This window comes from Simplicispira sp. (genome assembly GCF_028687295.1).
GTDB lineage: Bacteria > Pseudomonadota > Gammaproteobacteria > Burkholderiales > Burkholderiaceae_C > Simplicispira > Simplicispira metamorpha.
Genome location: NZ_JAQUAL010000006.1, coordinates 1 through 18,959 on the forward strand (window position 1 = coordinate 1; position 18,959 = coordinate 18,959).

19 protein-coding genes and 1 CRISPR repeat array are annotated in these 18,959 nt (G+C 64.3%); of the genes, 9 read left to right on the forward strand and 10 right to left on the reverse strand.

Annotated features, from left to right (window positions below; all coding sequences use genetic code 11):
• Window positions 1-612 (reverse strand): GAF domain-containing protein (locus PHX69_RS01420; protein ID WP_288042009.1); only part of this gene is annotated, 612 nt, incomplete at its 3' end.
• Between the two features lie 273 nt (window positions 613-885).
• Window positions 886-1,374 carry a C40 family peptidase gene (locus tag PHX69_RS01425; RefSeq protein WP_288042012.1) on the reverse strand — a complete coding sequence of 163 codons (489 nt, stop codon included), beginning with the start codon at window positions 1,372-1,374 and terminating at the stop codon, window positions 886-888.
• Window positions 1,375-1,434: 60 nt separating this feature from the next.
• On the opposite strand from PHX69_RS01425, the gene chrA reads away from it, so the two are divergent.
• Window positions 1,435-2,640: a chromate efflux transporter gene (gene chrA, locus PHX69_RS01430; RefSeq protein WP_288042013.1), complete on the forward strand. Its 1,206-nt coding sequence runs from the start codon at window positions 1,435-1,437 to the stop codon at window positions 2,638-2,640.
• A 13-nt stretch (window positions 2,641-2,653) separates the two neighbouring features.
• On the opposite strand, the gene PHX69_RS01435 is transcribed toward chrA, so the two are convergent.
• From PHX69_RS01435 to dinG, 6 genes are all read right to left on the reverse strand, one after another.
• Entirely contained in the window at window positions 2,654-3,274 is a 621-nt protein-coding gene (locus PHX69_RS01435; protein ID WP_193552665.1) for a 3'-5' exonuclease, read from the reverse strand.
• Between the two features lie 31 nt (window positions 3,275-3,305).
• Entirely contained in the window at window positions 3,306-3,971 is a 666-nt protein-coding gene (locus PHX69_RS01440) for an Lcl C-terminal domain-containing protein (RefSeq protein ID WP_288042016.1), read from the reverse strand.
• Window positions 3,972-4,030: 59 nt separating this feature from the next.
• Entirely contained in the window at window positions 4,031-5,011 is a 981-nt protein-coding gene (locus tag PHX69_RS01445; RefSeq protein ID WP_288042018.1) for an extracellular catalytic domain type 1 short-chain-length polyhydroxyalkanoate depolymerase, read from the reverse strand.
• Window positions 5,012-5,146: 135 nt separating this feature from the next.
• Window positions 5,147-5,344 (reverse strand): hypothetical protein, encoded by a 198-nt coding sequence (locus tag PHX69_RS01450; protein ID WP_119012169.1) that lies wholly within the window; start codon window positions 5,342-5,344, stop codon window positions 5,147-5,149.
• Window positions 5,345-5,588: 244 nt separating this feature from the next.
• Entirely contained in the window at window positions 5,589-5,951 is a 363-nt protein-coding gene (locus PHX69_RS01455; protein ID WP_119012170.1) for a zinc ribbon domain-containing protein YjdM, read from the reverse strand.
• A 34-nt stretch (window positions 5,952-5,985) separates the two neighbouring features.
• Window positions 5,986-8,202: an ATP-dependent DNA helicase DinG gene (gene dinG / locus PHX69_RS01460; RefSeq protein ID WP_288042020.1), complete on the reverse strand. Its 2,217-nt coding sequence runs from the start codon at window positions 8,200-8,202 to the stop codon at window positions 5,986-5,988.
• 236 nt (window positions 8,203-8,438) lie between these two features.
• On the opposite strand from dinG, the gene PHX69_RS01465 reads away from it, so the two are divergent.
• Genes PHX69_RS01465 through cas2 form a run of 8 tightly spaced genes read left to right on the forward strand, consistent with a single transcriptional unit; the run spans window position 8,439 to window position 17,125 of the window.
• Window positions 8,439-10,688, forward strand: coding sequence for a CRISPR-associated endonuclease Cas3'' (locus tag PHX69_RS01465; RefSeq protein WP_288042021.1), 2,250 nt, complete (start codon window positions 8,439-8,441; stop codon window positions 10,686-10,688).
• A 9-nt stretch (window positions 10,689-10,697) separates the two neighbouring features.
• Window positions 10,698-11,354, forward strand: a complete 657-nt coding sequence (gene cas5c, locus PHX69_RS01470) for a type I-C CRISPR-associated protein Cas5c (RefSeq protein ID WP_502958455.1) — start codon at window positions 10,698-10,700, stop codon at window positions 11,352-11,354.
• A complete protein-coding gene (gene cas8c, locus PHX69_RS01475; protein ID WP_288042022.1) occupies window positions 11,351-13,222 on the forward strand; it encodes a type I-C CRISPR-associated protein Cas8c/Csd1 in 1,872 nt (623 codons plus the stop codon). The genes cas5c and cas8c overlap by 4 nt, the downstream gene beginning before the upstream one ends.
• Window positions 13,219-14,217, forward strand: a complete 999-nt coding sequence (gene cas7c, locus PHX69_RS01480) for a type I-C CRISPR-associated protein Cas7/Csd2 (RefSeq protein ID WP_288042024.1) — start codon at window positions 13,219-13,221, stop codon at window positions 14,215-14,217. Before cas8c ends, cas7c begins: the two co-directional genes overlap by 4 nt.
• A 12-nt stretch (window positions 14,218-14,229) precedes the next feature.
• A complete protein-coding gene (locus PHX69_RS01485) occupies window positions 14,230-15,108 on the forward strand; it encodes a BRO family protein (protein ID WP_288042026.1) in 879 nt (292 codons plus the stop codon).
• A 5-nt stretch (window positions 15,109-15,113) separates the two neighbouring features.
• Window positions 15,114-15,770 (forward strand): CRISPR-associated protein Cas4, encoded by a 657-nt coding sequence (cas4, locus tag PHX69_RS01490; RefSeq protein ID WP_288042027.1) that lies wholly within the window; start codon window positions 15,114-15,116, stop codon window positions 15,768-15,770.
• Between the two features lie 26 nt (window positions 15,771-15,796).
• Window positions 15,797-16,825, forward strand: coding sequence for a type I-C CRISPR-associated endonuclease Cas1c (gene cas1c / locus PHX69_RS01495; protein WP_288042028.1), 1,029 nt, complete (start codon window positions 15,797-15,799; stop codon window positions 16,823-16,825).
• Window positions 16,826-16,834: 9 nt separating this feature from the next.
• Window positions 16,835-17,125: a CRISPR-associated endonuclease Cas2 gene (gene cas2 / locus PHX69_RS01500; RefSeq protein WP_288042029.1), complete on the forward strand. Its 291-nt coding sequence runs from the start codon at window positions 16,835-16,837 to the stop codon at window positions 17,123-17,125.
• Between the two features lie 226 nt (window positions 17,126-17,351).
• Window positions 17,352-18,391: direct repeats of the CRISPR family, unit length 37 nt; unit sequence GATTCGCCTACCAGTAATGGTGGGCGTGGATTGAAAC.
• Between the two features lie 101 nt (window positions 18,392-18,492).
• On the opposite strand, the gene PHX69_RS01505 is transcribed toward cas2, so the two are convergent.
• Together PHX69_RS01505 and PHX69_RS01510 are read right to left on the reverse strand one after the other, a co-directional pair.
• A complete protein-coding gene (locus PHX69_RS01505; RefSeq protein ID WP_288042031.1) occupies window positions 18,493-18,714 on the reverse strand; it encodes a hypothetical protein in 222 nt (73 codons plus the stop codon).
• 28 nt (window positions 18,715-18,742) lie between these two features.
• Window positions 18,743-18,901, reverse strand: coding sequence for a hypothetical protein (locus tag PHX69_RS01510; protein WP_288042033.1), 159 nt, complete (start codon window positions 18,899-18,901; stop codon window positions 18,743-18,745).
• Window positions 18,902-18,959 lie beyond the last annotated feature (58 nt).

Genomic DNA, 18,959 nt, shown 5'->3' on the forward strand with positions numbered 1-18,959 from the left:
CCTGAACGAGCCGCTCCACCAGATGTTGCCGCTGCGCACGTCCCAGTCCCACACCGTATCGGCGGTGGCGTCAGCCACCAGGTGAAAGCGCTCTTCGCTCAGGCGCAGCGCCTCGTGCTGGCGGCGCAGTTGCAGTTGCGCCATGGCCTGGCTGGCCAGGCTTTGCAGGGCGCTGCGCTGGGCGACGTCCAGGGTGCGTGGCTGGGTGTCCATCACCACCAGCGTGCCCAGGGCAAAACCGTCGGGGGTGACCAGCGGCGCGCAGGCATAAAAACGGATGTGCGGTGGCCCCAGCACCAGCGGGTTGTCTTTGAAGAGCGGGTGCTGGCGCGCATCGGGCACCTCGACCACCTCGCGCCGGCCATCGAGCCAGTGCGTGCAAAAGGCCACGGCGCGGTCGGTCTGGGGCATGGCCACGCCCACTGCCGCCTTGAACCACTGGCGACGGGCATCGACGAAGTTGACCAGCGCCATCGGCACGGCGCACACCTGCGCAGCCAGACGGGCCAGCTGGTCAAAGGCCTCTTCGGGCGCGGTGTCCATGATGGCGTGCGACTGCAGCACAGCCAGGCGCTGGGCTTCGGCGTTACCGGGCTGCACGGGTGCGGTCATGGGCCTGCTCTGTGCCACAGCGGACAGGCGCTGATTCGGTAGGAAAGAAACCAGAACGCTTGCATGGATCCATCGCTGGGGTCGGTTGAAAAAAGAACCACCGACGCAGCACCAAGGCAATGGTGCCTACGCCGTGGGCGTTCTCAGGGGGTATTTATCCTACACCGCAGGTTGTGGCGGCAAACCACGGTTACATCAATTCTGTGACACTATGAAAAAGTGAGCTAATAGCGCTTGTCATGCAAGGGCTGGAGGCACTTTTGATTGGTTTTTTCAGGGCCTGCGAAACGCCACGGTCTGCGCTGACCAGTAGTGTGCGTTGAGCCGGTCCAGCCGCACGGTGCCACCCGTGGACGGGGCGTGGACAAAGCGCCCTTCGCCCACATAAATGCCTGCATGGTGGGGCGCGCGGCCCTTGCCGAATACCACCAGATCGCCCGTGCGCAGCTGCTCGCCCGCCACCGGCTGGCCCCAGCCGCTGAGCTGCGCCACGGTGCGCGGCGGCGCCACCGACACCCGGGCGCGGTACACGTAGCCGATCAGTCCGCTGCAATCGAAGCCGCTGTCGGGGGTGTTGCCGCCGTAGCGGTAGGGCGTGCCCACCAGCCCCAGGGCGTGGATGGCGATGTCGTGGGCCATCTCGTCCGTCAGGCGCGAGGCCGGCGGCGGTGCAGTCGGTGCGCGCGGCGCTGGCGGGGTGCTACAGCCCGCCAGCCACCACACCAATGCGGATGACAGGGCCAGGGTATGGAGTGATCGCATGGCAAAAGGGTAGCGCAATTCGATGATGATGGCCCCCTTGCCACCACGCCGCCTGCCTGCATGACCGATACCCCCCAGACTGACCGCAGCCCCTGGGCTGTTTTCTGGATTTTTCTGCGCCTGGGCCTGACCTCGTTTGGGGGGCCGATAGCCCACCTGGGCTACTTCCGCCAGGAGTTGGTGGTGCGGCGTCAGTGGCTCACCGAGCGCAGCTATGCCGACCTGGTGGCCCTGTGCCAGTTTCTGCCAGGGCCTGCCAGCAGCCAGGTGGGCATCGCCCTGGGGCTGTCGCGCTCTGGCTACGCGGGGGCCTTGGCGGCGTGGGCGGGTTTTACGCTGCCGTCGGCGGTGGTGCTGATGTTGTTTGCGCAGGGCATCACCTATTACGGCGATGCCTTGCCCACGGGTGTGCTGCACGGCCTGAAGGTGGTGGCGGTGGCGGTGGTGGCGCAGGCCGTATGGGGCATGGCACGCAACCTGTGCCCCGATGTGCCGCGCATCACCACCATGGTGGCCGCCACCTGCGCGGTGCTGCTGGTGCCGTCGGTGTGGGTGCAGGTGGGGGTGATGGCCCTGGCGGCGGCGGTGGGCCTGCGCTGGTGCAAGCCACCGCCCGGACAGGCGCATGACCCGTTGCCCATGGCCATCGGGCCACGGGCGGGCGCGTTCTGGCTGGCGCTGTTTTTTGCGCTGCTGATCGGGTTGCCGCTGTGGGCTGGCGCATCGGCCCACCAGACGCTGGCCTTGGTCGATGCCTTCTACCGCGCAGGCGCCCTGGTGTTTGGTGGCGGCCATGTGGTGCTGCCGCTGCTGCAAGCCGAGGTGGTGCCGACGGGCTGGGTGGGCAACGATGCCTTTCTGGCCGGTTACGGCGCCGTGCAGGCTGTGCCCGGCCCGTTGTTTACTTTTGCGGCGTTTCTGGGCGCGGCGATGCAGCAGCCGCCCACGGGCTGGCTGGGGGGGGTGGTGGCCCTGCTGGCCATTTTTGCGCCCTCTTTTTTGCTGGTGCTGGGTGCCTTGCCGTTCTGGGAGCGCCTGCGCGGCCACACCCGCACGCAAGCGGCGCTGGCGGGCACCAACGCGGCGGTGGTGGGGCTGCTGCTGGCAGCGCTGTACCAGCCGGTGTGGACCAGCGCCATCCACACGCCGCCAGACTTTGGCCTGGCCTTGGTGGCCTGGGTGGCGCTGATGTTCTGGAAATGGCCGCCCTGGCTGGTGGTGCTGGGCAGCGCTGTGGGGGGTGCGGTGTTAGCCCACGCCCTTTGACGGTGCTGGGGCGCTACGGCTGCGCAGCAGCGGCCAGCTGGGCCAGCAACGTGGGCACCGCCGCTTTGGTGCAGCGCTGCAACTGCACTAGCAGATCGTGGTCGGGGGCGGCCACGCCCCAGCGGGTGCGCAGGTCGTGCTGCATGCGCGCCAGCAGCGCGGCGGCCATTTCGGCATCGGCCAGCGCGCGGTGGGCCTGGCCGGTGCGCGGCAGGCCGTGGTAATCGACCAGCACGCCCAGCTGGTGGTTGGGCGCCTGCGGGTACAGGCGGCGCGATAGCAGCACGGTGCAGGCAAAGGGCTGCGCTGCGGGCAGACCGGCCAGTGCCAGCTCGGCCTGCCAGAACTTGCGGTCAAACGCCGCGTTGTGCGCCACCATGGGCGCGCTGCCCACAAAGCGCGCGGCCTCCGCCATCACACTGGCCGCCGCAGGCGCGGCTTGCACCATGGCGTTGGTGATGCCCGTGAGCTGCGTGATGAAGGGCGGCACCCAAGTGCCCGCATTCATCAGGCTCTGGAAGCGGTCTACCACCCGGCCCCCTTCGAGCAGCACGATGGCCACCTCGGTGGCGCGCGCCCCCTGATCGGGCGAGATGCCGGTGGTTTCAAAGTCGATGACGGCGATGGGAGACATAGGCAGCAAGGGGCAATCGAAAGAAAACGCTTCAGGGGCGTGGCCGCACCAGGCGTACGGGCAGCAACTCGCTCTTGGCGATGTCGCCGCGCGCCTCGCCGCTGGACAAGTCCACCGCCCAGCCCTGCGTAAAGGCCATCTGGTTGGCGCTGCGGTCACTGTTGCCCTGCTGGACGTTGTCGTATTTATAGGCATTGACCGAGAAGGTCTTGATGTTGGCCGTGCCCGTCCAATGCCAGTCTTGCGGCGCGTTGGGGAACAGCTCGGGGTCCAGGCCGGGCGGATCGGCACGCTTGTTCACCAGGCGGCGCAGCTCATTGACGCGTGGCAAGCGCCAGCGCACTCCCTCGGCCTTCCAGCGCGCGGTGGCCAGCGCAGCCGCTTCGGTGTAGGTCAGCAGCAGCGGCTGGCCGGTGCAGGTGCGGCCGTTCCAGCGCATGCCGTGGACGCAGCGCGGCCAGGCCAGGTGGGCGCGCTGGTCGATGGCGTAAGCGCCATCGGCAGACAACACCCACTGCGCCTTGACAGGCACAGCGGCTGCGGTGGCGTCCGCCGATATCGCAGCGGCATCTGTTGCTTCAGCCTCTGGCGCAGCCAGGGCGGCGGGCGCAGCAGGCTGTGCAGGCGCCAGCGCAGGCGCCACAGCACTGGCCAGGCACACCAGCGCCTGACAAAAGACGGGTACGAGCGGTTTCATGGGGGTTCTCCTGCGGGCATCCAACATGGTTGCATGGTAGCTGCCCGCCAGCGGTGTTTTCAGTGCCCGGCTGTTTTGGGATGTGCCAGAAAGAAGCGCAGCATCTCTTGCGTCGCACTGATGCCGCGCGGGTCCGTGTGGCTGCCTGTGGCATGGCCGCCCGACCACGCATGGCCTGCGCCGTGCAGCACCCAGTGCTCGGCCACCACATCGGCATCGACGTCGGTATCGGCACCGGGGCTGACCCTGCCGGCCCTGCGGTGGTGGTACACCGTGCGGGTGTAGCGCTGGCCTGCCACCGACTGGCCCGGAATGCTTTGGCGCTGCACCCTGGCGGGGCTACCGGCCAGGGCCTGCAAGGCGGCATCCACCAGGTGCTCGCTGTTTTTGGCATGAACGATGGTGTCGGCATCGCCATGGAACACGATCAGCGGGGGGTACGAGGCCGGGTTCGGGGCGGCGTGCGCGGGCACCACAGTGGGCCGGGTGCCCGTGCGCATGGCCGACAGGGCTGCCGTCAGGTTGTGGGCCGCACCGGCCTGCAAGCCCGAGTGCACGCCCACGGCAGCGAACACATCGGGGTATTCACGCCCCAGCACCGCTGCCATGGCACCGCCTGCTGACAGCCCGGCCGCGTACACCCGCTGCGCATCCACGCTGTGGCGTTGCGCCACGTCGCGCACCATGGCCACCAGCAGGGCGGGTTCGCCCATGCCCCGGCGCTGGTGGTGCGGTTCAAACCAGTTCCAGCAGGCGTTGACGTTGGCGCTGCGCGGCTGGGCCGGGTACAGCACCAGGGCGTTGGCCTGCGCTGCTGCCAGGTTCATGCCGGTGCCGATGGCAAAGTCGTCGGGGTTTTGGGTGCAGCCGTGCAGCATCAGCACCAGCGCCATGGGCTGCTGTGGCGTAGCGGCTGGGGGCACATACAGCCGGTAATGGTGCAGCGTTCCAGCGTGGCGGAAGTCCACGTACTCAAAGCTGCCCGGGGGCTCGGTGTGCACCAGTGCGTTGGTGGCAGAGGGGGTTGCGTTGCCGTCCATGGTGGGTCCTTGTCGATAAAGCCGACCATGCAGGCCAGACCGGATACGCTGGTTTCCAGCGCCCGGCCCGCAGTCCGCACGGCCTGCCGCTATCCTAAAAAAGAACCCGGATGTTTGCAGGATCGCGCCAGCGCACTACGGCTCGGTCGGGCCGCGCTTGCGCGACTGCGACTGGTTGTCGCTGCCGATGTGGTCGGTGCGGTCACTGCGACTCTCGGGGGTGCGGCGAGCTTCGTTTTTTTGCGTCGGTGCTTGCTCGCCCTGGCGGTTGTGGTCGTTTTCCACCTTGTGCTTGCCGGGTTCCTGGCGGTCTTGGGGGGCGGTGTTTTTCATGGTAGCTCCGGGGTGATGGAGCTATCCACTCTAGGCCTGCCCCCACCCATAGCGCGTGGGCGCGCAGCGTGGCGTGTTGTGCGGTATCTCCCACAGTCCACGGCACTGCGGCGCCGGCAAAATGGAGACTGTTTTTGGCCTCCAGCGCTGATGCAGCGGGCGCCAGCAGCTCACTTTTTTGATGTAGCTCTGCGCCCGATCAGCACTGCGGGAACCGGGCACCGGGCCTTGGATTGGCCAGGGATTACGCTTTTTTCAAGAACTCGGATTTGAGCAGCATGCTGCCCAGGTCGGTTTTGCAGTCCACGTTGTGGCCATCGGCACCATCGACCAAGCGGATGCTTTTGATCTTGGTGCCCTTTTTCAGCACCGACGACGAGCCTTTGACCTTCAGGTCTTTGACCAGGATGACCGCATCGCCGTCTTGCAGCAGGTTGCCGTTGGCGTCTTTGACGGCGCCCTGGCCAGCGCCATCGCTGGCGGCATCGTCGGCAGCGGCGCCAGCCTGCGGCCACTCATGGGCGCAGTCGGGGCAGACGTAGTTCTCGCCATCGGGGTAGGTGTTCTCCAGGCCGCATTGCGGGCAGGCGGGGATGGTGTGGGGCATGGGATGCTTTCAGTAGGGCGTAGCGCCAAGGCCGCTATTGTCCCTGCGCCCCGCGCCGCACCAGCGTGAACGGCGGCAGGCCCTTGAGCAGGCGCTGGCCGTAGTGGGTGCGTGTGAGGCGCCGGTCATAGCAATAGACATGGGCCTGGTCTTCTTCGGTGCGGATGGCGCGGCCAGCCCACTGTGCCAGGCGCATCGCGGTGGCGGGCACCACCAGCTCGCTGAACGGATCGCGCCCCACGGCGCGCAGCCACTCGGCGCGGGTTTCGCCCACCGGGTCGTCGGGCGGCGCAAAAGGCAGTTTGGTGATGAACACCGATTCGCACAGGCGCCCGGGCAAGTCCAGCCCTTCGCCAAACGACTGCATGCCAAAAATGATGGACGGCTGGCCTTGCGCCACACGCTCGCGGTGGCGCGCCAGCAGCTGGGTGCGCGGCAGCGCGGTTTGCACCAGCACCAGGGCGCGCATGTCGGTGGGCAGGGCGTCCACCGCCTGGCGCAGTTGCTCGCGCGAGGTGAACAGCACCAGCGCGCCGTAGTCCACCAGCGCCAAGTCCAGCATCAGCGCATCGACCATCTCGGCGGTGAAGTGGGCCGCGTCTTTGGGGTCGGCGCGGGTTTCGGCAGCCACCAGCGTGCCCTGGGCGGCGTAGTCGAAGGGGCTGTGGACTTCGAGGGTGCTGGCCGCCTCGTCGCCGTGCAGGCCCGATTCGCGCAGAAAAAAATCAAAGCTGCCGCAGCTGGTGAGCGTGGCCGAGGTCAGCACTGCGCCGCGCACCGCGCTCCACAGGTGGCGGCGCAGCGTGGCGCCGGGCAGGATGGGGCTGGCGTGGGCCTTGAGGGCAATCAGCTCGCCGTCCATCTCCAGCGTGAACCATTTGGCGTTGGGGATGGTGCGCGGGGCATCGGTGGCCTCTGCGCCCTCCTCGGGCAGGGGGGTGTCTTGCAGCAGCAGTTGCGTGGTGTCGTACACCGCCTCCAGGCGCGGCGCCAGCATGCCGATTTGCGCGTACAGCGTGGACAGGCGCCGCGCCTCGTCGGGTTTGTCGCGCATTTCGGCCTTGAGCGCTTTGCTGATGGCGCGCAGGCATTCCAGAAAGCCTGCGGCGTGGTGCGCCAGGTTGGCCAGCGGTGCGGTCAGCGCCTCGGGCAGGGCGCCGCCAGGCACGCGCACGCGCACCGGGTTGCGCGCATCAGGCGCTCGCGTGCGGGCCTGGCCCCAGGCGGGGGGCGGGTTGCGCAGGGCCTCGCCGTACACGTCCATCACCAGCCGGGCCAGGTCTTGCAGGCCCTGGCGCAGCTGGGCGGCGTGGCGTGGGATGTCGGCCACCTCGCTCACTTCCACCAGCTGGCCAATGCGCAGGCCGTGGCTGGCCAGGCGGTCGATCCAGGTCAGGCGCGACAAATCCATGCTGCACGCGAATTGGTCGAGCGCGGTGGCGGGCAGGTGGTGGGCTTCATCGAGCACCAGCAGGCTGTTGTCCAGCTCGGGCAGCACGCGCGCGCCCAAAGACGACAGCAGCAGATCGTGGTTGGCCACGATGACCTGCGCGCCCACCAGCTCTTTGCGCTTGTCGAAGTAGGTGCAGCTGCCAAACAGCGGGCAGTGCTTGCCGGTGCAGGAGTGGGTCTCGGCGGCCACGGGGCTCCAGACTTCGGGCTCGGGCGGCACGTCCAGCGTGTCGCGGTCGCCGTCCCAGCCGCCCTGGGCCAGTGCCTGCGCCATGCTGGCGTAGAACTGCATGCGCGCCTCGGTTTCGTGGCGCGGGCGGGCGGCGGCGGCTTCTTCGGGGAACAGGTCGTCGTCTTCGCCGTAGGCCTCGCCGGTGCCCGCCAGCCGCTCCAGTTTGAGCTTGCAGACATAGCGCCCGCGCCCTTTGGCCAGCGCAAACTTGAACGGCTGGGGCATCTGCGCCGCCAGCGCAGGCAGGTCTTTGTTGACCAGTTGCTCTTGCAGCGCCACGGTGGCGGTGGAGATCAGCACCCGCGTGCCGCGCGCCAATGCCACCGCAATGGCCGGAGCGCAATAGGCCAGCGATTTGCCCACACCCGTGCCCGCTTGGATGACGGCAATGGCGCGCGTGGGCACGGCGCCCTCGTCGTCGGGTTTGCCCAGGTCAGCGTGGCTGAAAGTGTGCGCCACCCGCTCGGCCATCAGCCGCTGGCCGGGGCGGTCGCGCAGGCCGCCGCCAGCCTGCACCACCGCATCAAACGCCTGCAAGGCCGCTAGTGCCCACTCTGTAGAACTCATAGGGGCGAGAGTGTGGCACAGGGGCAGCGCTGCGGCGGGGTGGCTTTTAGGCCAAAACAGGCCCTGGCGCTTACGTGGTGGGCGCTACAAGCTATCAAAAAAATAGTAAAACGCCACGCCAGTCTGGACTGGCAAGGGCTGTAGCGGGGGCGTGTAACAGCGGATCCTCGCCAGCGAGAGCGGGGAGGCTCGTTAGCTAAGCTGAGGCCCATCCATCCACTTTTGGAATACATGCCATGTCAGAACCATTGGCCCATTCGGGCGGGCACTTGCTGGTCGCGCATTTGCACACAGTTGCCGCGTTGGCAGCAAAGTTTTCTCAAGCTTTTGACAGTGCAGAACCCGCGCGGCGCTGGGCCTATCTGGCGGGCCTGTGGCACGACCTGGGCAAATACCGGCCCGGGTTTCAACGCTATGTGCGCCTGGCCGATGGCGAGAACGCGCACATCGAAGGCAAAGTAGGCGGGCGCGAGAAAACCCACTCGGCCGCCGGGGCGCTGTGGGCCATTCAGCAGCTGAACCAGCCGAACCGCCCGTATGGCCACATCTTGGCCTACCTGATTGCAGGCCACCACGCCGGGCTGGACGATTGGGATGGTGGGCTGAAAGAGCGGCTGCAAAGCAGCGATGCCCAGCAAGAGCTGGCTGATGCCCTGGCCGCCCAGCCGCCCGCCGATGTATTGGCGCATGGCGATTTGGTGGCGCGCATTCCGGGTGGCCCGGCGGGCTTTGCCCTGTGGGTACGCATGCTGTTCTCGTGCCTGGTGGATGCCGACTTTCTGGACACTGAAGCGCACTTCGATGCGGATAAGCCCGCACGCCGCGAAGGCTTTCCCACGCTGGCGCAGATGCGGCTGGCCTTGGATGCCCACATGGCCGCGCTGCCCGTGGCCGACACCCTGGTCAACCGCTTGCGTGCCGATGTCTTGCGCCAATGCCGCGCCCAAGCCGCATTGCCTGCGGGATTTTTCTCGCTCACCGTGCCCACGGGCGGTGGCAAGACACTCTCCAGCTTGGCATTTGCGCTGGAGCACGCCCAGGCACACGGCCATCGCCGCATCATCTACGCCATCCCCTACACCAGCATCATCGAGCAGACGGCCGACGTGTTCCGCAACGTGTTCAAGGCCCTGGGCGACGAGGTGCTGATCGAGCACCAAAGCCAGTTTGACGCCGCCGAGAAAGACGAAACCGCCCGCAGCCGCCTGGCCTGCGAAAACTGGGATGCACCGCTGGTCGTCACCACCAACGTGCAGCTGTTCGAATCGCTGTTTGCCGCCAAAACCTCGCGCTGCCGCAAGCTGCACAACCTCGTGGGCAGCGTCATCGTGCTGGACGAAGCGCAGCAATTGCCACCCGGCTTTTTGCAGCCCATTCTGGACGTGCTCAACCTGCTGGTAGCGCACTACGGCGTCACGGTGGTGCTGTGCACCGCCACGCAGCCAGCGCTGAACAGCACCACCTACTTTGACGCCAGCAAAAACTTGCGCGGCCTCACCAACGTGCGCGAGATCATCGATAACTCCGATGCCTTGTTTGCCGCCTTGAAGCGCGTTCATGTCGAGCTGCCACCCGACTGGACGACGCCCACGGCCTGGGCCGATGTGGCCGCGCAGCTCAGTGCCGAGGATTGCGTGCTGGCCATCGTCAACACCCGCAAAGCCGCGCGCAAGTTGCAGCGCCTGATGCCCGAAGGCACGCTGCACCTGTCAGCACTGATGTGCGGTGCCCATCGCAAGGATGTGGTTACCGAGATCAAACAGCGCCTGCAAGCCAAGCGGGAGGGGCGCGACAACCGCCCCCTGCGCGTGGTCAGCACGCAACTGGTGGAGGCGGGCGTGGACATGGATTTCCCGGTGGTGTATCGCGCGCTGGCCGGGCTCGATTCCATCGCCCAAGCCGCAGGCCGCTGCAACCGCGAAGGGCGTTTGGAGGGCCTGGGGCGGGTGGTGGTGTTTGTACCGCCCGAGCGCCCTCCCATGGGTTACCTGCGCAAAGGGGCTGATGCCTGCATTACCACCTTGCACGGACAAGCACACGACCCACTGGCAAGGTGCTTGTTTGACCGCTATTTCAAAGAGTTCTACCACTCGGTGGAGTTAGATCGCCACGGCATCGTGGCCCAACTCAAGGTGGAGCCTCGCACGCTGGCGGTGCAGTTTCGTACTGCTGCGGATGCCTTCCGTTTGATTGACGACCAGGACACCGCCACCGTGGTAGTGCGCTACGCACTGAAACGCGACGAGATCGAAAAATGGCTGGCCATCCTGGCTGCCCAAGGCCCACAGCGCTGGCTGATGCGCAAATTGCAACGCTACACCGTAAGTATCCAGAAACGTGAGGCAGACAAGATGCTGGCGCAAGGCGATCTCTCGTTACCCGTGCCGGGGCTGTACGTGCTGGCCAATGCTGATAATTTGTACAGTGACATTCTGGGCTTGGTAGGCGATGCCGACCTCTACCACCCCAGCGGTTTTGTCTCGTAAAGGAGTCCCATGCTGTTTCGCTTTTCCCTCGAAGTTGCAGGCCCCTTCGCCTGCTTTACCCGCCCTGAAATGAAGGTCGAGCGTGTCTCGTATGACGTGATGACGCCCTCCGCCGCCCGTGCCGTGTTTGAGTCCATTTTGTGGAAACCCGCCATCCGCTGGCGCGTGCAGCGCATTGAGGTGCTGCGGCCCATCCGCTGGATCAACCTGCGGCGCAATGAAGTCAGCGCCGTGGTGTCCACGCGCAATGTGCAGCAGGCCATGGCGGCGGGCAGCGGCACGCTGGGTCTGTATATCGAAGACGAACGCCAGCAGCGCGCAGGCTACTTTTTGCGCGATGTGGCCTACCGTATCCACGCCGACTTGGCCTTGGCCCCGGGCTGCACCGAGCCCTTGGCCAAATACACCGAAATGTTCACCCGTCGCGCCCGCAAAGGCCAGTGCGTGAACCAGCCCTATTTGGGCTGTCGCGAGTTTGCCGCCGACTTTCGCCTGGTCACCGCCGACACGCCCCCGGCCACGCCGATTGGCGATACCCGCGAACTGGGCTGGATGCTGCACGACCTGGATTTTTCTGACCCCGCCAACCCGCAGCCGCGCTTTTTCAATGCACGCATGGAGCAAGGTGTGATTCAGGTGCCACCGTTCGAGGAGACACGCGGATGATTTTGCAAGCCCTGAGCGACTACTACCGCCGCAAGTGCGATGACCCCGATCCGGCGCAGCGCCTGCCTGTGTTTGGCCTGGAGCAGAAGGAAATTCCGTTCATTCTGGAGATCAGCGCCGAGGGTGAGCTGCTGCAATTGCGCGACACCCGCGAAATACAAGATAAGAAAAAAGTGGCCCGTGTTTTCAAGGTGCCGATGGGCATCAAAAAAACTTCCGGCGTAGCCGCCAACCTTCTATGGGACAACGCCGAATACGTGCTGGGCGTACCAGACACCAAGAAACTGGAAGAAAGCAAACTCAAGGACAAAGAGAGCGAATACCGCGAACGTTTGAAACAAATGCAAGCGTCGTTTGTGGCAAAAATTCAGGCGCTTTCCACCACGGCTTTACAGGACGCGGGAATCATCGCGGTACTGAAATTTCTGCAAAGTGCGAATACGGAGCGATTGGAGTGCCAGCCCGGGTGGGGCGATGTGCTGGCAACCAACCCGGTATTGAGTTTTCGTCTGCACGGCGATCTGGACTTGGTATGCCAGCGCCCCGCTGTGGTGCAGGCGGCGCTCCACACTGCTGGTGCAGACGACGCACCGCAGGCCATGTGCCTGGTGACAGGCGAGCAGGCTCCAGTGGAGCGTTTGCACACCGCCATCAAAGGTGTGTGGGACAAACCCGGTGCCATGGCACTCAAAAACATCGTCTCCTTCAACGCGCGTGCCTTCGAGTCCTACGGCAAAACCGAGCGCCAGGGGGAAAACGCCCCAGTCAGCCGAGCCGCCGCCTTTGCCTACACCACGGCGCTGAACCACCTGCTGCGCAAAGACTCGCCCCAGCGCATGCAGGTGGGCGATGCCTCCACCGTGTTCTGGGCCGAAAGGCAAGACCCATTCGAGAGCATTTTTGGCGACATCTTTACCGACAACCCTGACGCAAGCACCCGCGCCGTGCAGGCCCTGCTGCAAGCCGTACACAGCGGCAAGTGGGGACAGTCTGACGAGCACCTGCGCTTTTACGTGCTGGGCCTGGCGCCGAACGCAGCGCGTATCAGCGTCCGCTTTTTTCATTGCGTGACTTTGCGGGAGTTGGGCCAGCGCATAGCCCAGCATTTCGAAGACTTGGCATTGGTGCGTGGCCCGCACGATGCGCAGTACCCCAGTTTGAAACGCTTGCTGCAAACGGTTTGCCTCGCCACCAGCAGCCAGCCTTTTGGCGACATAGACCGCCTCCCGCCTAATTTGGGTGGTGCCATCGTGGATGCCATTTTTGCCGGTGAAAACGCCCCCTATCCAGCGATGTGGCTGAACGCCGCAGTGGGCAGGTGCCGAGCAGAACAGGCCAAGAAAATCCAGCAAGGCGCGCATGCACAAAACGTTCCGTATGCCAGGGCGGCAGTCATTAAAGCCAGTCTCAATCGACAGATACGCCGAGCCAACCTTTCTGCGCCACCGCACTTACTTGAAAAGGAGTTTTTGCCCATGCTTGACCTCAGCAACCCCCACCCGGCCTACCGCCTGGGGCGGCTCTTTGCGGTGCTGGAAAAAATCCAGGAAGAAGCCAGCCCTGGGCTGAACGCCACCATCCGCGACCGCTATTACGGTGCAGCCTCCAGCACGCCGGTGGCGGTGTTCACCACCTTGCTGCGCCTGAAAAACGCCCACCTGAAAAAACTCTCTGCCGGGCGCACCGCCCAGTTTGAGAAGCTGCTGGGCGAAGTGCTCGGCCCGGTCACCGACTTTCCCAAGCACTTGCCCCTGCCCGACCAAGGGCGTTTTGCGCTGGGCTACTACCACCAGCGGCAAGACTTCTTCAGCAAGAAAACCGACGACGCCCCCCACCCCGCCACCGACACGGAAGGAACCACCGCATGAGCCCCGCCCAACCCCTCGCCCATCGTTACGACTTTGTGCTGATCATGGATGTCAAAGACGGCAACCCCAACGGCGACCCCGACGCGGGCAATATGCCGCGCCTGGACGCCGAATCCGGCCACGGGCTGATCACCGATGTGTCGCTCAAGCGCAAAGTGCGCAACTTTGTCGGGCTGGTCAAAGAGCAAGACGAACGCGCCCCGGTGGACGGTGAAAAACGCTTTGAAATCTACGTGCGCGAAAAAGCCATCCTGAACCACCAGAACCAGCGCGCCTATTCCGCATTGAATCTGGCCGTAACGCCGGATGAACAAGCGCAAGCAGCTACAGAAAACGAAGCAACCGACGCCAAAAAGAAGAAACCCGCCAAAGAAAAGCGCAAAGGCAGCGCCGACGAAGTGGCCCTGGCGCGCCAATGGATGTGCCAGAACTTTTTTGACGTGCGCACCTTTGGCGCCGTCATGTCCACCGGGGTGAACTGCGGCCAGGTGCGCGGCCCGGTGCAGTTCACCTTTGCGCGGTCGGTGGAGCCCATCGTGGCGCTGGAGCACTCCATCACCCGCATGGCCGTAGCCACCGAGGCCGAGGCAGAAAAGCAGCAAGGCGACAACCGCACCATGGGCCGCAAGCACACCGTTCCCTATGGCGTGTATGTGGCCCATGGCTTTGTCTCGTCCTTCCTGGCCAAGCAAACCGGCTTTGGTCAAGACGACTTGGAGCTGCTGTGGCAGGCGCTGGGCCAAATGTTCGAGCACGACCGCTCTGCCGCACGCGGCGAAATGTCCACGCGCGGGCTGTATGTGTTCCAGCACGACAGCGAACTGGGCAACGCCCCGGCGCACGCTTTGTTTGAGCGCCTGCAAGTGCAGCCCAAGGAGGCCGGCGCCGTGGCGCGCAGCTTTGATGCGTACTCGGTAGCGTTCGACGGCCAAAGCCTGGCGGTAGGGCAATCGGTGCAGCCCGCAGCAGGCGTGACCTTGACCCGGCTTTGCTGACCAAGGGCGGCCATGAAAATCCTGCCCACCCAATTCGACGGCCAGGCCATCCGCCGCGTGTACGACGAGACCACCGATACCTGGTGGTTCTCGGTCATCGACATCGTGCAGGTGCTGACCAATAGCGAAAACGCCCGTGACTACTGGTTCAAGATGAAGCAGCGCGTCAAAGCAGAGGATGGTGCTGAACTGTCGACATTTTGTCGACAGTTGAAATTACCCGCTGCGGATGGCAAGCAACGCCTGACCGACTGCGCCACTGCCCAGAGCCTGCTGCGCATCGTGCAATCCGTCCCCAGCCCCAAGGCCGAACCCATCAAGCTGTGGCTGGCCAAGGTGGGGTACGAGCGCATGCAAGAAATGGCCGACCCAGCCCAAGCGCTGGATCGCGCGCGCCAAACCTGGCAGCAGCAAGGCCGCAGCGACAAGTGGATCCAGCAGCGCATGACCGGCCAGGAAACGCGCAACAAGCTCACCGACTACTGGGGCGAGCACGGCATCGAGAAAGGGCGCGAGTTCGCCATCCTCACCAACCTCATCCACCAGGAATGGTCGGGCCTGAGCGTGGCTGAACACAAGGAAGCCAAAGGCCTCACCAGCCACAACCTGCGCGACCACATGAGCGAGGCCGAACTCATCTTCACCGCCCTGGCCGAACTCTCCACCCGCCAGATTGCCGAGCGCCAAAACGCCACCGGCATGGCAGAAAACAAAAATGCCGCCCAGGCAGGTGGTCGCATCGCCCGCCAGGCCCGCACGCAGCTGGAGAGCCAAACGGGCCAATCCGTGGTGACGGGAGACAACTACCTGCCATCGGCGGTACCCAAAGCACCCAAGGCAGCAAAGACGGCCACGCCCGTCAAAGCCATCAAGGCGCCGAAAAAGCCGTAAAGCCCATGCAGACTGCACCACCCGCAGCAGAGCCCGAACCCATCGCCCTGTCTGCCTTGCAGCACTGGCAATACTGCCCGCGCCAGTGCGGCCTGATCCACCTGGAGCAGGTGTTTGATGACAACCTCCACACCCTGCGCGGGCAGGCGGTGCATACCAAGGCCGACCTGCCTGGCGTTGACACAGCGAAGGGCGTGCGTGTGGAGCGCGCCTTGCCGCTGTGGCACGACGTGCTGGGGCTGATTGGCAAAGCAGACGTGGTCGAGTTTCTGGCCGGTGGTGTGCCCTACCCCGTCGAATACAAACACGGCAGCCGCAACAAAGCTGCCGATATCGCCGCGTGCGACGACCTCCAACTGGCCGGACAAGCCCTGTGCCTGGAGGCCATGACCGGCAAACCCGTGCATGAAGGTGCGCTGTACTACGCCAGTTCCAAGCGCCGCCGGATCGTGCCCATTACGGCGCAATTGCGGGTCGACGTAGCACAAACAGCCAAGGCCGTTCGGCACATGCTGACCAGCGGGCAATTGCCACCGCCCCTGGCGGGTGCGCAGGCGGGCAGGCGCTGCAAAGGCTGCTCGTTGCAAGAGCGCTGCCAGCCGCAAGCCACGCATGCCAGTCTCATTGCCGCCCGGCAGTCCTTGTTTGACCCCGACGCGTAGCAGCGTGCCCACCCACAGGCCAAACCATGCAACTGCTCAACACCCTCTACGTCACCACGCCCGACACCTACCTGCGTCTGGACAACGAAACCCTGCGTGTGGAGGTCAACCACGAAACGCGGCTGCGCGTGCCACTGCACCACCTGAGCGCCGTGGTGTGTTTTGGCCATATCAACCTGTCTGCGCCATTGATGCACCTGCTGGCTGACCGGGGCATTGGCCTGGTGCTGCTGGACGACAACGGCCGCTTCAAGGCGCGGCTGGAAGGGGCTGTGAGCGGCAACGTGCTGCTGCGGCAAGCCCAGTTTCAGCGTGTGGCCGATCCGGTCTTCACGCTGGATATGGCCCGCGCCAGCGTGGCTGGCAAGATCAAAAACACCCGGCAAGTCTTGCAGCGCGGCGCCCGCGAAGCCAAGGTGGAAGACGAAGCCAACGCTTTGGCACGCCTGGCTGATGACCTGGCTGCCAGCTTGCGTGCCCTTCCCAGTGCGGACAGCTTGGAAAGCCTGCGCGGCGTAGAGGGCGAGGCCGCGCGCCAATACTTCAGCGGCCTGAGCCTGCTGGTGCGCCCCGACCAGCGCGCCGACTTTGCCATGGATGGGCGCACCCGCCGCCCGCCACGCGACCGCTTCAACGCCATGCTGTCGTTTTTGTACGCGATGTGGATGAACGACTGCCGCAGCGCACTGGAGGCTGCCGGGCTGGATCCGCAGGTAGGTTTTTTGCACGCCTTGCGCCCGGGCCGTGCTGCCCTGGCGCTGGATTTGATGGAAGAGTTTCGCCCCTGGGCCGACCGGCTGGCGCTGACGCTGATCAACCGGGGGCAGCTGAAAGCGCATGACTTTGTGCTGCGCGAAGGCGGTGCGGTGTCATTGCAGCCAGACGCACGCAAAGCCGTGGTGGTGGCTTACCAGGAACGCAAGAAGGACGAAATCAACCACCCGCTCCTGGCGCAACCCGTGCCCCTGGGCCTGGTGCCACTGGTGCAGGCCCGTTTGTTGGCGCGTGCTTTGCGCGAAGACGGTGCGCCCTACGTTCCCTTTGTGGCCAAGTAGGAGGCGCCCATGCTGGTGTTGGTTTGTTACGACGTAAATACTGAAACCAAAGAGGGGCGCCGCCGCTTGCGCCGCGTGGCGCGCGTGTGTGAAAGCACCGGGCAGCGGGTGCAGAAATCGGTGTTCGAGTGCCAGTTGGATGTAGCGAAGTACGAAGCGCTGGAGCGTCGGCTACTGGCAGAAATAGATGTCTCGCTCGACTGTCTTCGGCTCTACCGGATGCCCGGAACACGCGGATTTGAGGTAATTGAGCACGGCACTTTCAGGGCTGTTGATTTTGACGGCCCGCTGGTGCTCTGACACGTTGGGATCGGGTCGCGATGGTGATTTGCCATGTTATGGTGATCGCCGCGAACCCCTAGTGATGGTGTTTTTACTGAGAGGTTCGCGCACTTCGCAACAGCTTGTTTTTATTCGGTTTTTTGTTGGTCTGATGGTGGCCTCTTGTGAAAACACATGACTTCATTGCCAGGTTCGCGCAAGCAAAAGGAAAAACTGTTGATTGACAAGGTGTTGCATGCGAAGTGATTCGCCTACCAGTAATGGTGGGCGTGGATTGAAACTTGTGAAACGCCTGCGCGGCGAACACTGAGGGCGATTCGCCTACCAGTAATGGTGGGCGTGGATTGAAACAAGCCGCCACCGCCCAGCGGCCTGAAGCCCGGAGATTCGCCTACCAGTAATGGTGGGCGTGGATTGAAACGCCCACGGCGTCGGCAAAGCCTTCGGCTAGGGCTGATTCGCCTACCAGTAATGGTGGGCGTGGATTGAAACACCGTCCCCGCCGTCCCAGCCGCCACCAACGCCGATTCGCCTACCAGTAATGGTGGGCGTGGATTGAAACGGTGTGCAGGGAAACGCTGCACAGACCGCCAGCGCGATTCGCCTACCAGTAATGGTGGGCGTGGATTGAAACCTACCGCCCCTCCAGTGTGCCAGGTGCCGTGGATGATTCGCCTACCAGTAATGGTGGGCGTGGATTGAAACAACACCCCGCTGCTGGTACACCCCGGCAAGCTAGAGATTCGCCTACCAGTAATGGTGGGCGTGGATTGAAACCATCAAAATCACGCAGCCATACGCCCTGGTGGGCGATTCGCCTACCAGTAATGGTGGGCGTGGATTGAAACACCCGCAACGGCCAGCCCATCAGCGTGGGGACTTTTGATTCGCCTACCAGTAATGGTGGGCGTGGATTGAAACTGTTTTGAAGCGCAGCACCCACTGGCCGCCGACGGAGATTCGCCTACCAGTAATGGTGGGCGTGGATTGAAACCACACCCTGGGCTCGCTGCAAATCCCGCGCGGGCTGATTCGCCTACCAGTAATGGTGGGCGTGGATTGAAACCGGTGCGGGTCAATGGCCAGAACGTCACCGTGACTGATTCGCCTACCAGTAATGGTGGGCGTGGATTGAAACATGCCCCGGATGATTCCGGGGATGTTGGCGGGCGTCGATTCGCCTACCAGTAATGGTGGGCGTGGATTGAAACTACGCCATGGAAGGTGGGCGCGTGGTGGGCACGCCGGATTCGCCTACCAGTAATGGTGGGCGTGGGTAGAAAAGACATGTGCATTGAAACACTGCCGCAGTGGTGGATCTGATGGACAAACAAAAACCGCGTCGGGCGTTTGCCTGGACGCGGTCTTTTTGTAAAGGAATTGGCTCAGTGCAACACGATGCCCAGCAATCCCAGGGCCAGGGTGATCGCCATCAGCACAAAAACAATGCCGCTGGCCCACTGAACCGCCAATGTCCAAGGGTCTGGCAGGCCCAGTGCCCAAAACAGCACGCCCAGCACCACCAAGCCCAGCAGATAGATGCCCATGGCGCGCACGCTGCGCGGCAGTGGTGAAGGTGCAGGCGGCGGGTCAGGGAGCTGGGACATAGCCAATGCGGGGTGCCATCAGGGTGGCTTAACTGCGTCCAAGCAAGAACGTGAACAGCGGCCACCCGATCGCCAGAAACGTGCCCAGCACGATGACCCCAAACGCCCAATGCCAGCCCACGAAGGTAAAGAACAGCGCCGCACCAGCGGCCCCCAGCAACGCCATCAAGATGCGGTGTATGGACATCAAAATTTACCTATAAAAACAGGTTCTGGCGCTTACGTGGCGGGCGCTAGCAGCTATT

Coding starts and splice junctions, on each gene's coding strand:
- PHX69_RS01445 (WP_288042018.1), bottom strand. CDS start 5,011: ATGGACGGCAACGCAACCCCCTCTGCCACCAACGCACTGGTGCACACC.
- PHX69_RS01450 (WP_119012169.1), bottom strand. CDS start 5,344: ATGAAAAACACCGCCCCCCAAGACCGCCAGGAACCCGGCAAGCACAAG.
- PHX69_RS01510 (WP_288042033.1), bottom strand. CDS start 18,901: ATGTCCATACACCGCATCTTGATGGCGTTGCTGGGGGCCGCTGGTGCG.
- cas1c (WP_288042028.1), top strand. CDS start 15,797: ATGCAACTGCTCAACACCCTCTACGTCACCACGCCCGACACCTACCTG.
- PHX69_RS01455 (WP_119012170.1), bottom strand. CDS start 5,951: ATGCCCCACACCATCCCCGCCTGCCCGCAATGCGGCCTGGAGAACACC.
- cas2 (WP_288042029.1), top strand. CDS start 16,835: ATGCTGGTGTTGGTTTGTTACGACGTAAATACTGAAACCAAAGAGGGG.
- PHX69_RS01425 (WP_288042012.1), bottom strand. CDS start 1,374: ATGCGATCACTCCATACCCTGGCCCTGTCATCCGCATTGGTGTGGTGG.
- PHX69_RS01505 (WP_288042031.1), bottom strand. CDS start 18,714: ATGTCCCAGCTCCCTGACCCGCCGCCTGCACCTTCACCACTGCCGCGC.
- cas7c (WP_288042024.1), top strand. CDS start 13,219: ATGAGCCCCGCCCAACCCCTCGCCCATCGTTACGACTTTGTGCTGATC.
- cas8c (WP_288042022.1), top strand. CDS start 11,351: ATGATTTTGCAAGCCCTGAGCGACTACTACCGCCGCAAGTGCGATGAC.
- dinG (WP_288042020.1), bottom strand. CDS start 8,202: ATGAGTTCTACAGAGTGGGCACTAGCGGCCTTGCAGGCGTTTGATGCG.
- PHX69_RS01465 (WP_288042021.1), top strand. CDS start 8,439: ATGTCAGAACCATTGGCCCATTCGGGCGGGCACTTGCTGGTCGCGCAT.
- cas4 (WP_288042027.1), top strand. CDS start 15,114: ATGCAGACTGCACCACCCGCAGCAGAGCCCGAACCCATCGCCCTGTCT.
- cas5c (WP_502958455.1), top strand. CDS start 10,698: ATGCTGTTTCGCTTTTCCCTCGAAGTTGCAGGCCCCTTCGCCTGCTTT.
- PHX69_RS01485 (WP_288042026.1), top strand. CDS start 14,230: ATGAAAATCCTGCCCACCCAATTCGACGGCCAGGCCATCCGCCGCGTG.
- PHX69_RS01440 (WP_288042016.1), bottom strand. CDS start 3,971: ATGAAACCGCTCGTACCCGTCTTTTGTCAGGCGCTGGTGTGCCTGGCC.
- PHX69_RS01435 (WP_193552665.1), bottom strand. CDS start 3,274: ATGTCTCCCATCGCCGTCATCGACTTTGAAACCACCGGCATCTCGCCC.
- chrA (WP_288042013.1), top strand. CDS start 1,435: ATGACCGATACCCCCCAGACTGACCGCAGCCCCTGGGCTGTTTTCTGG.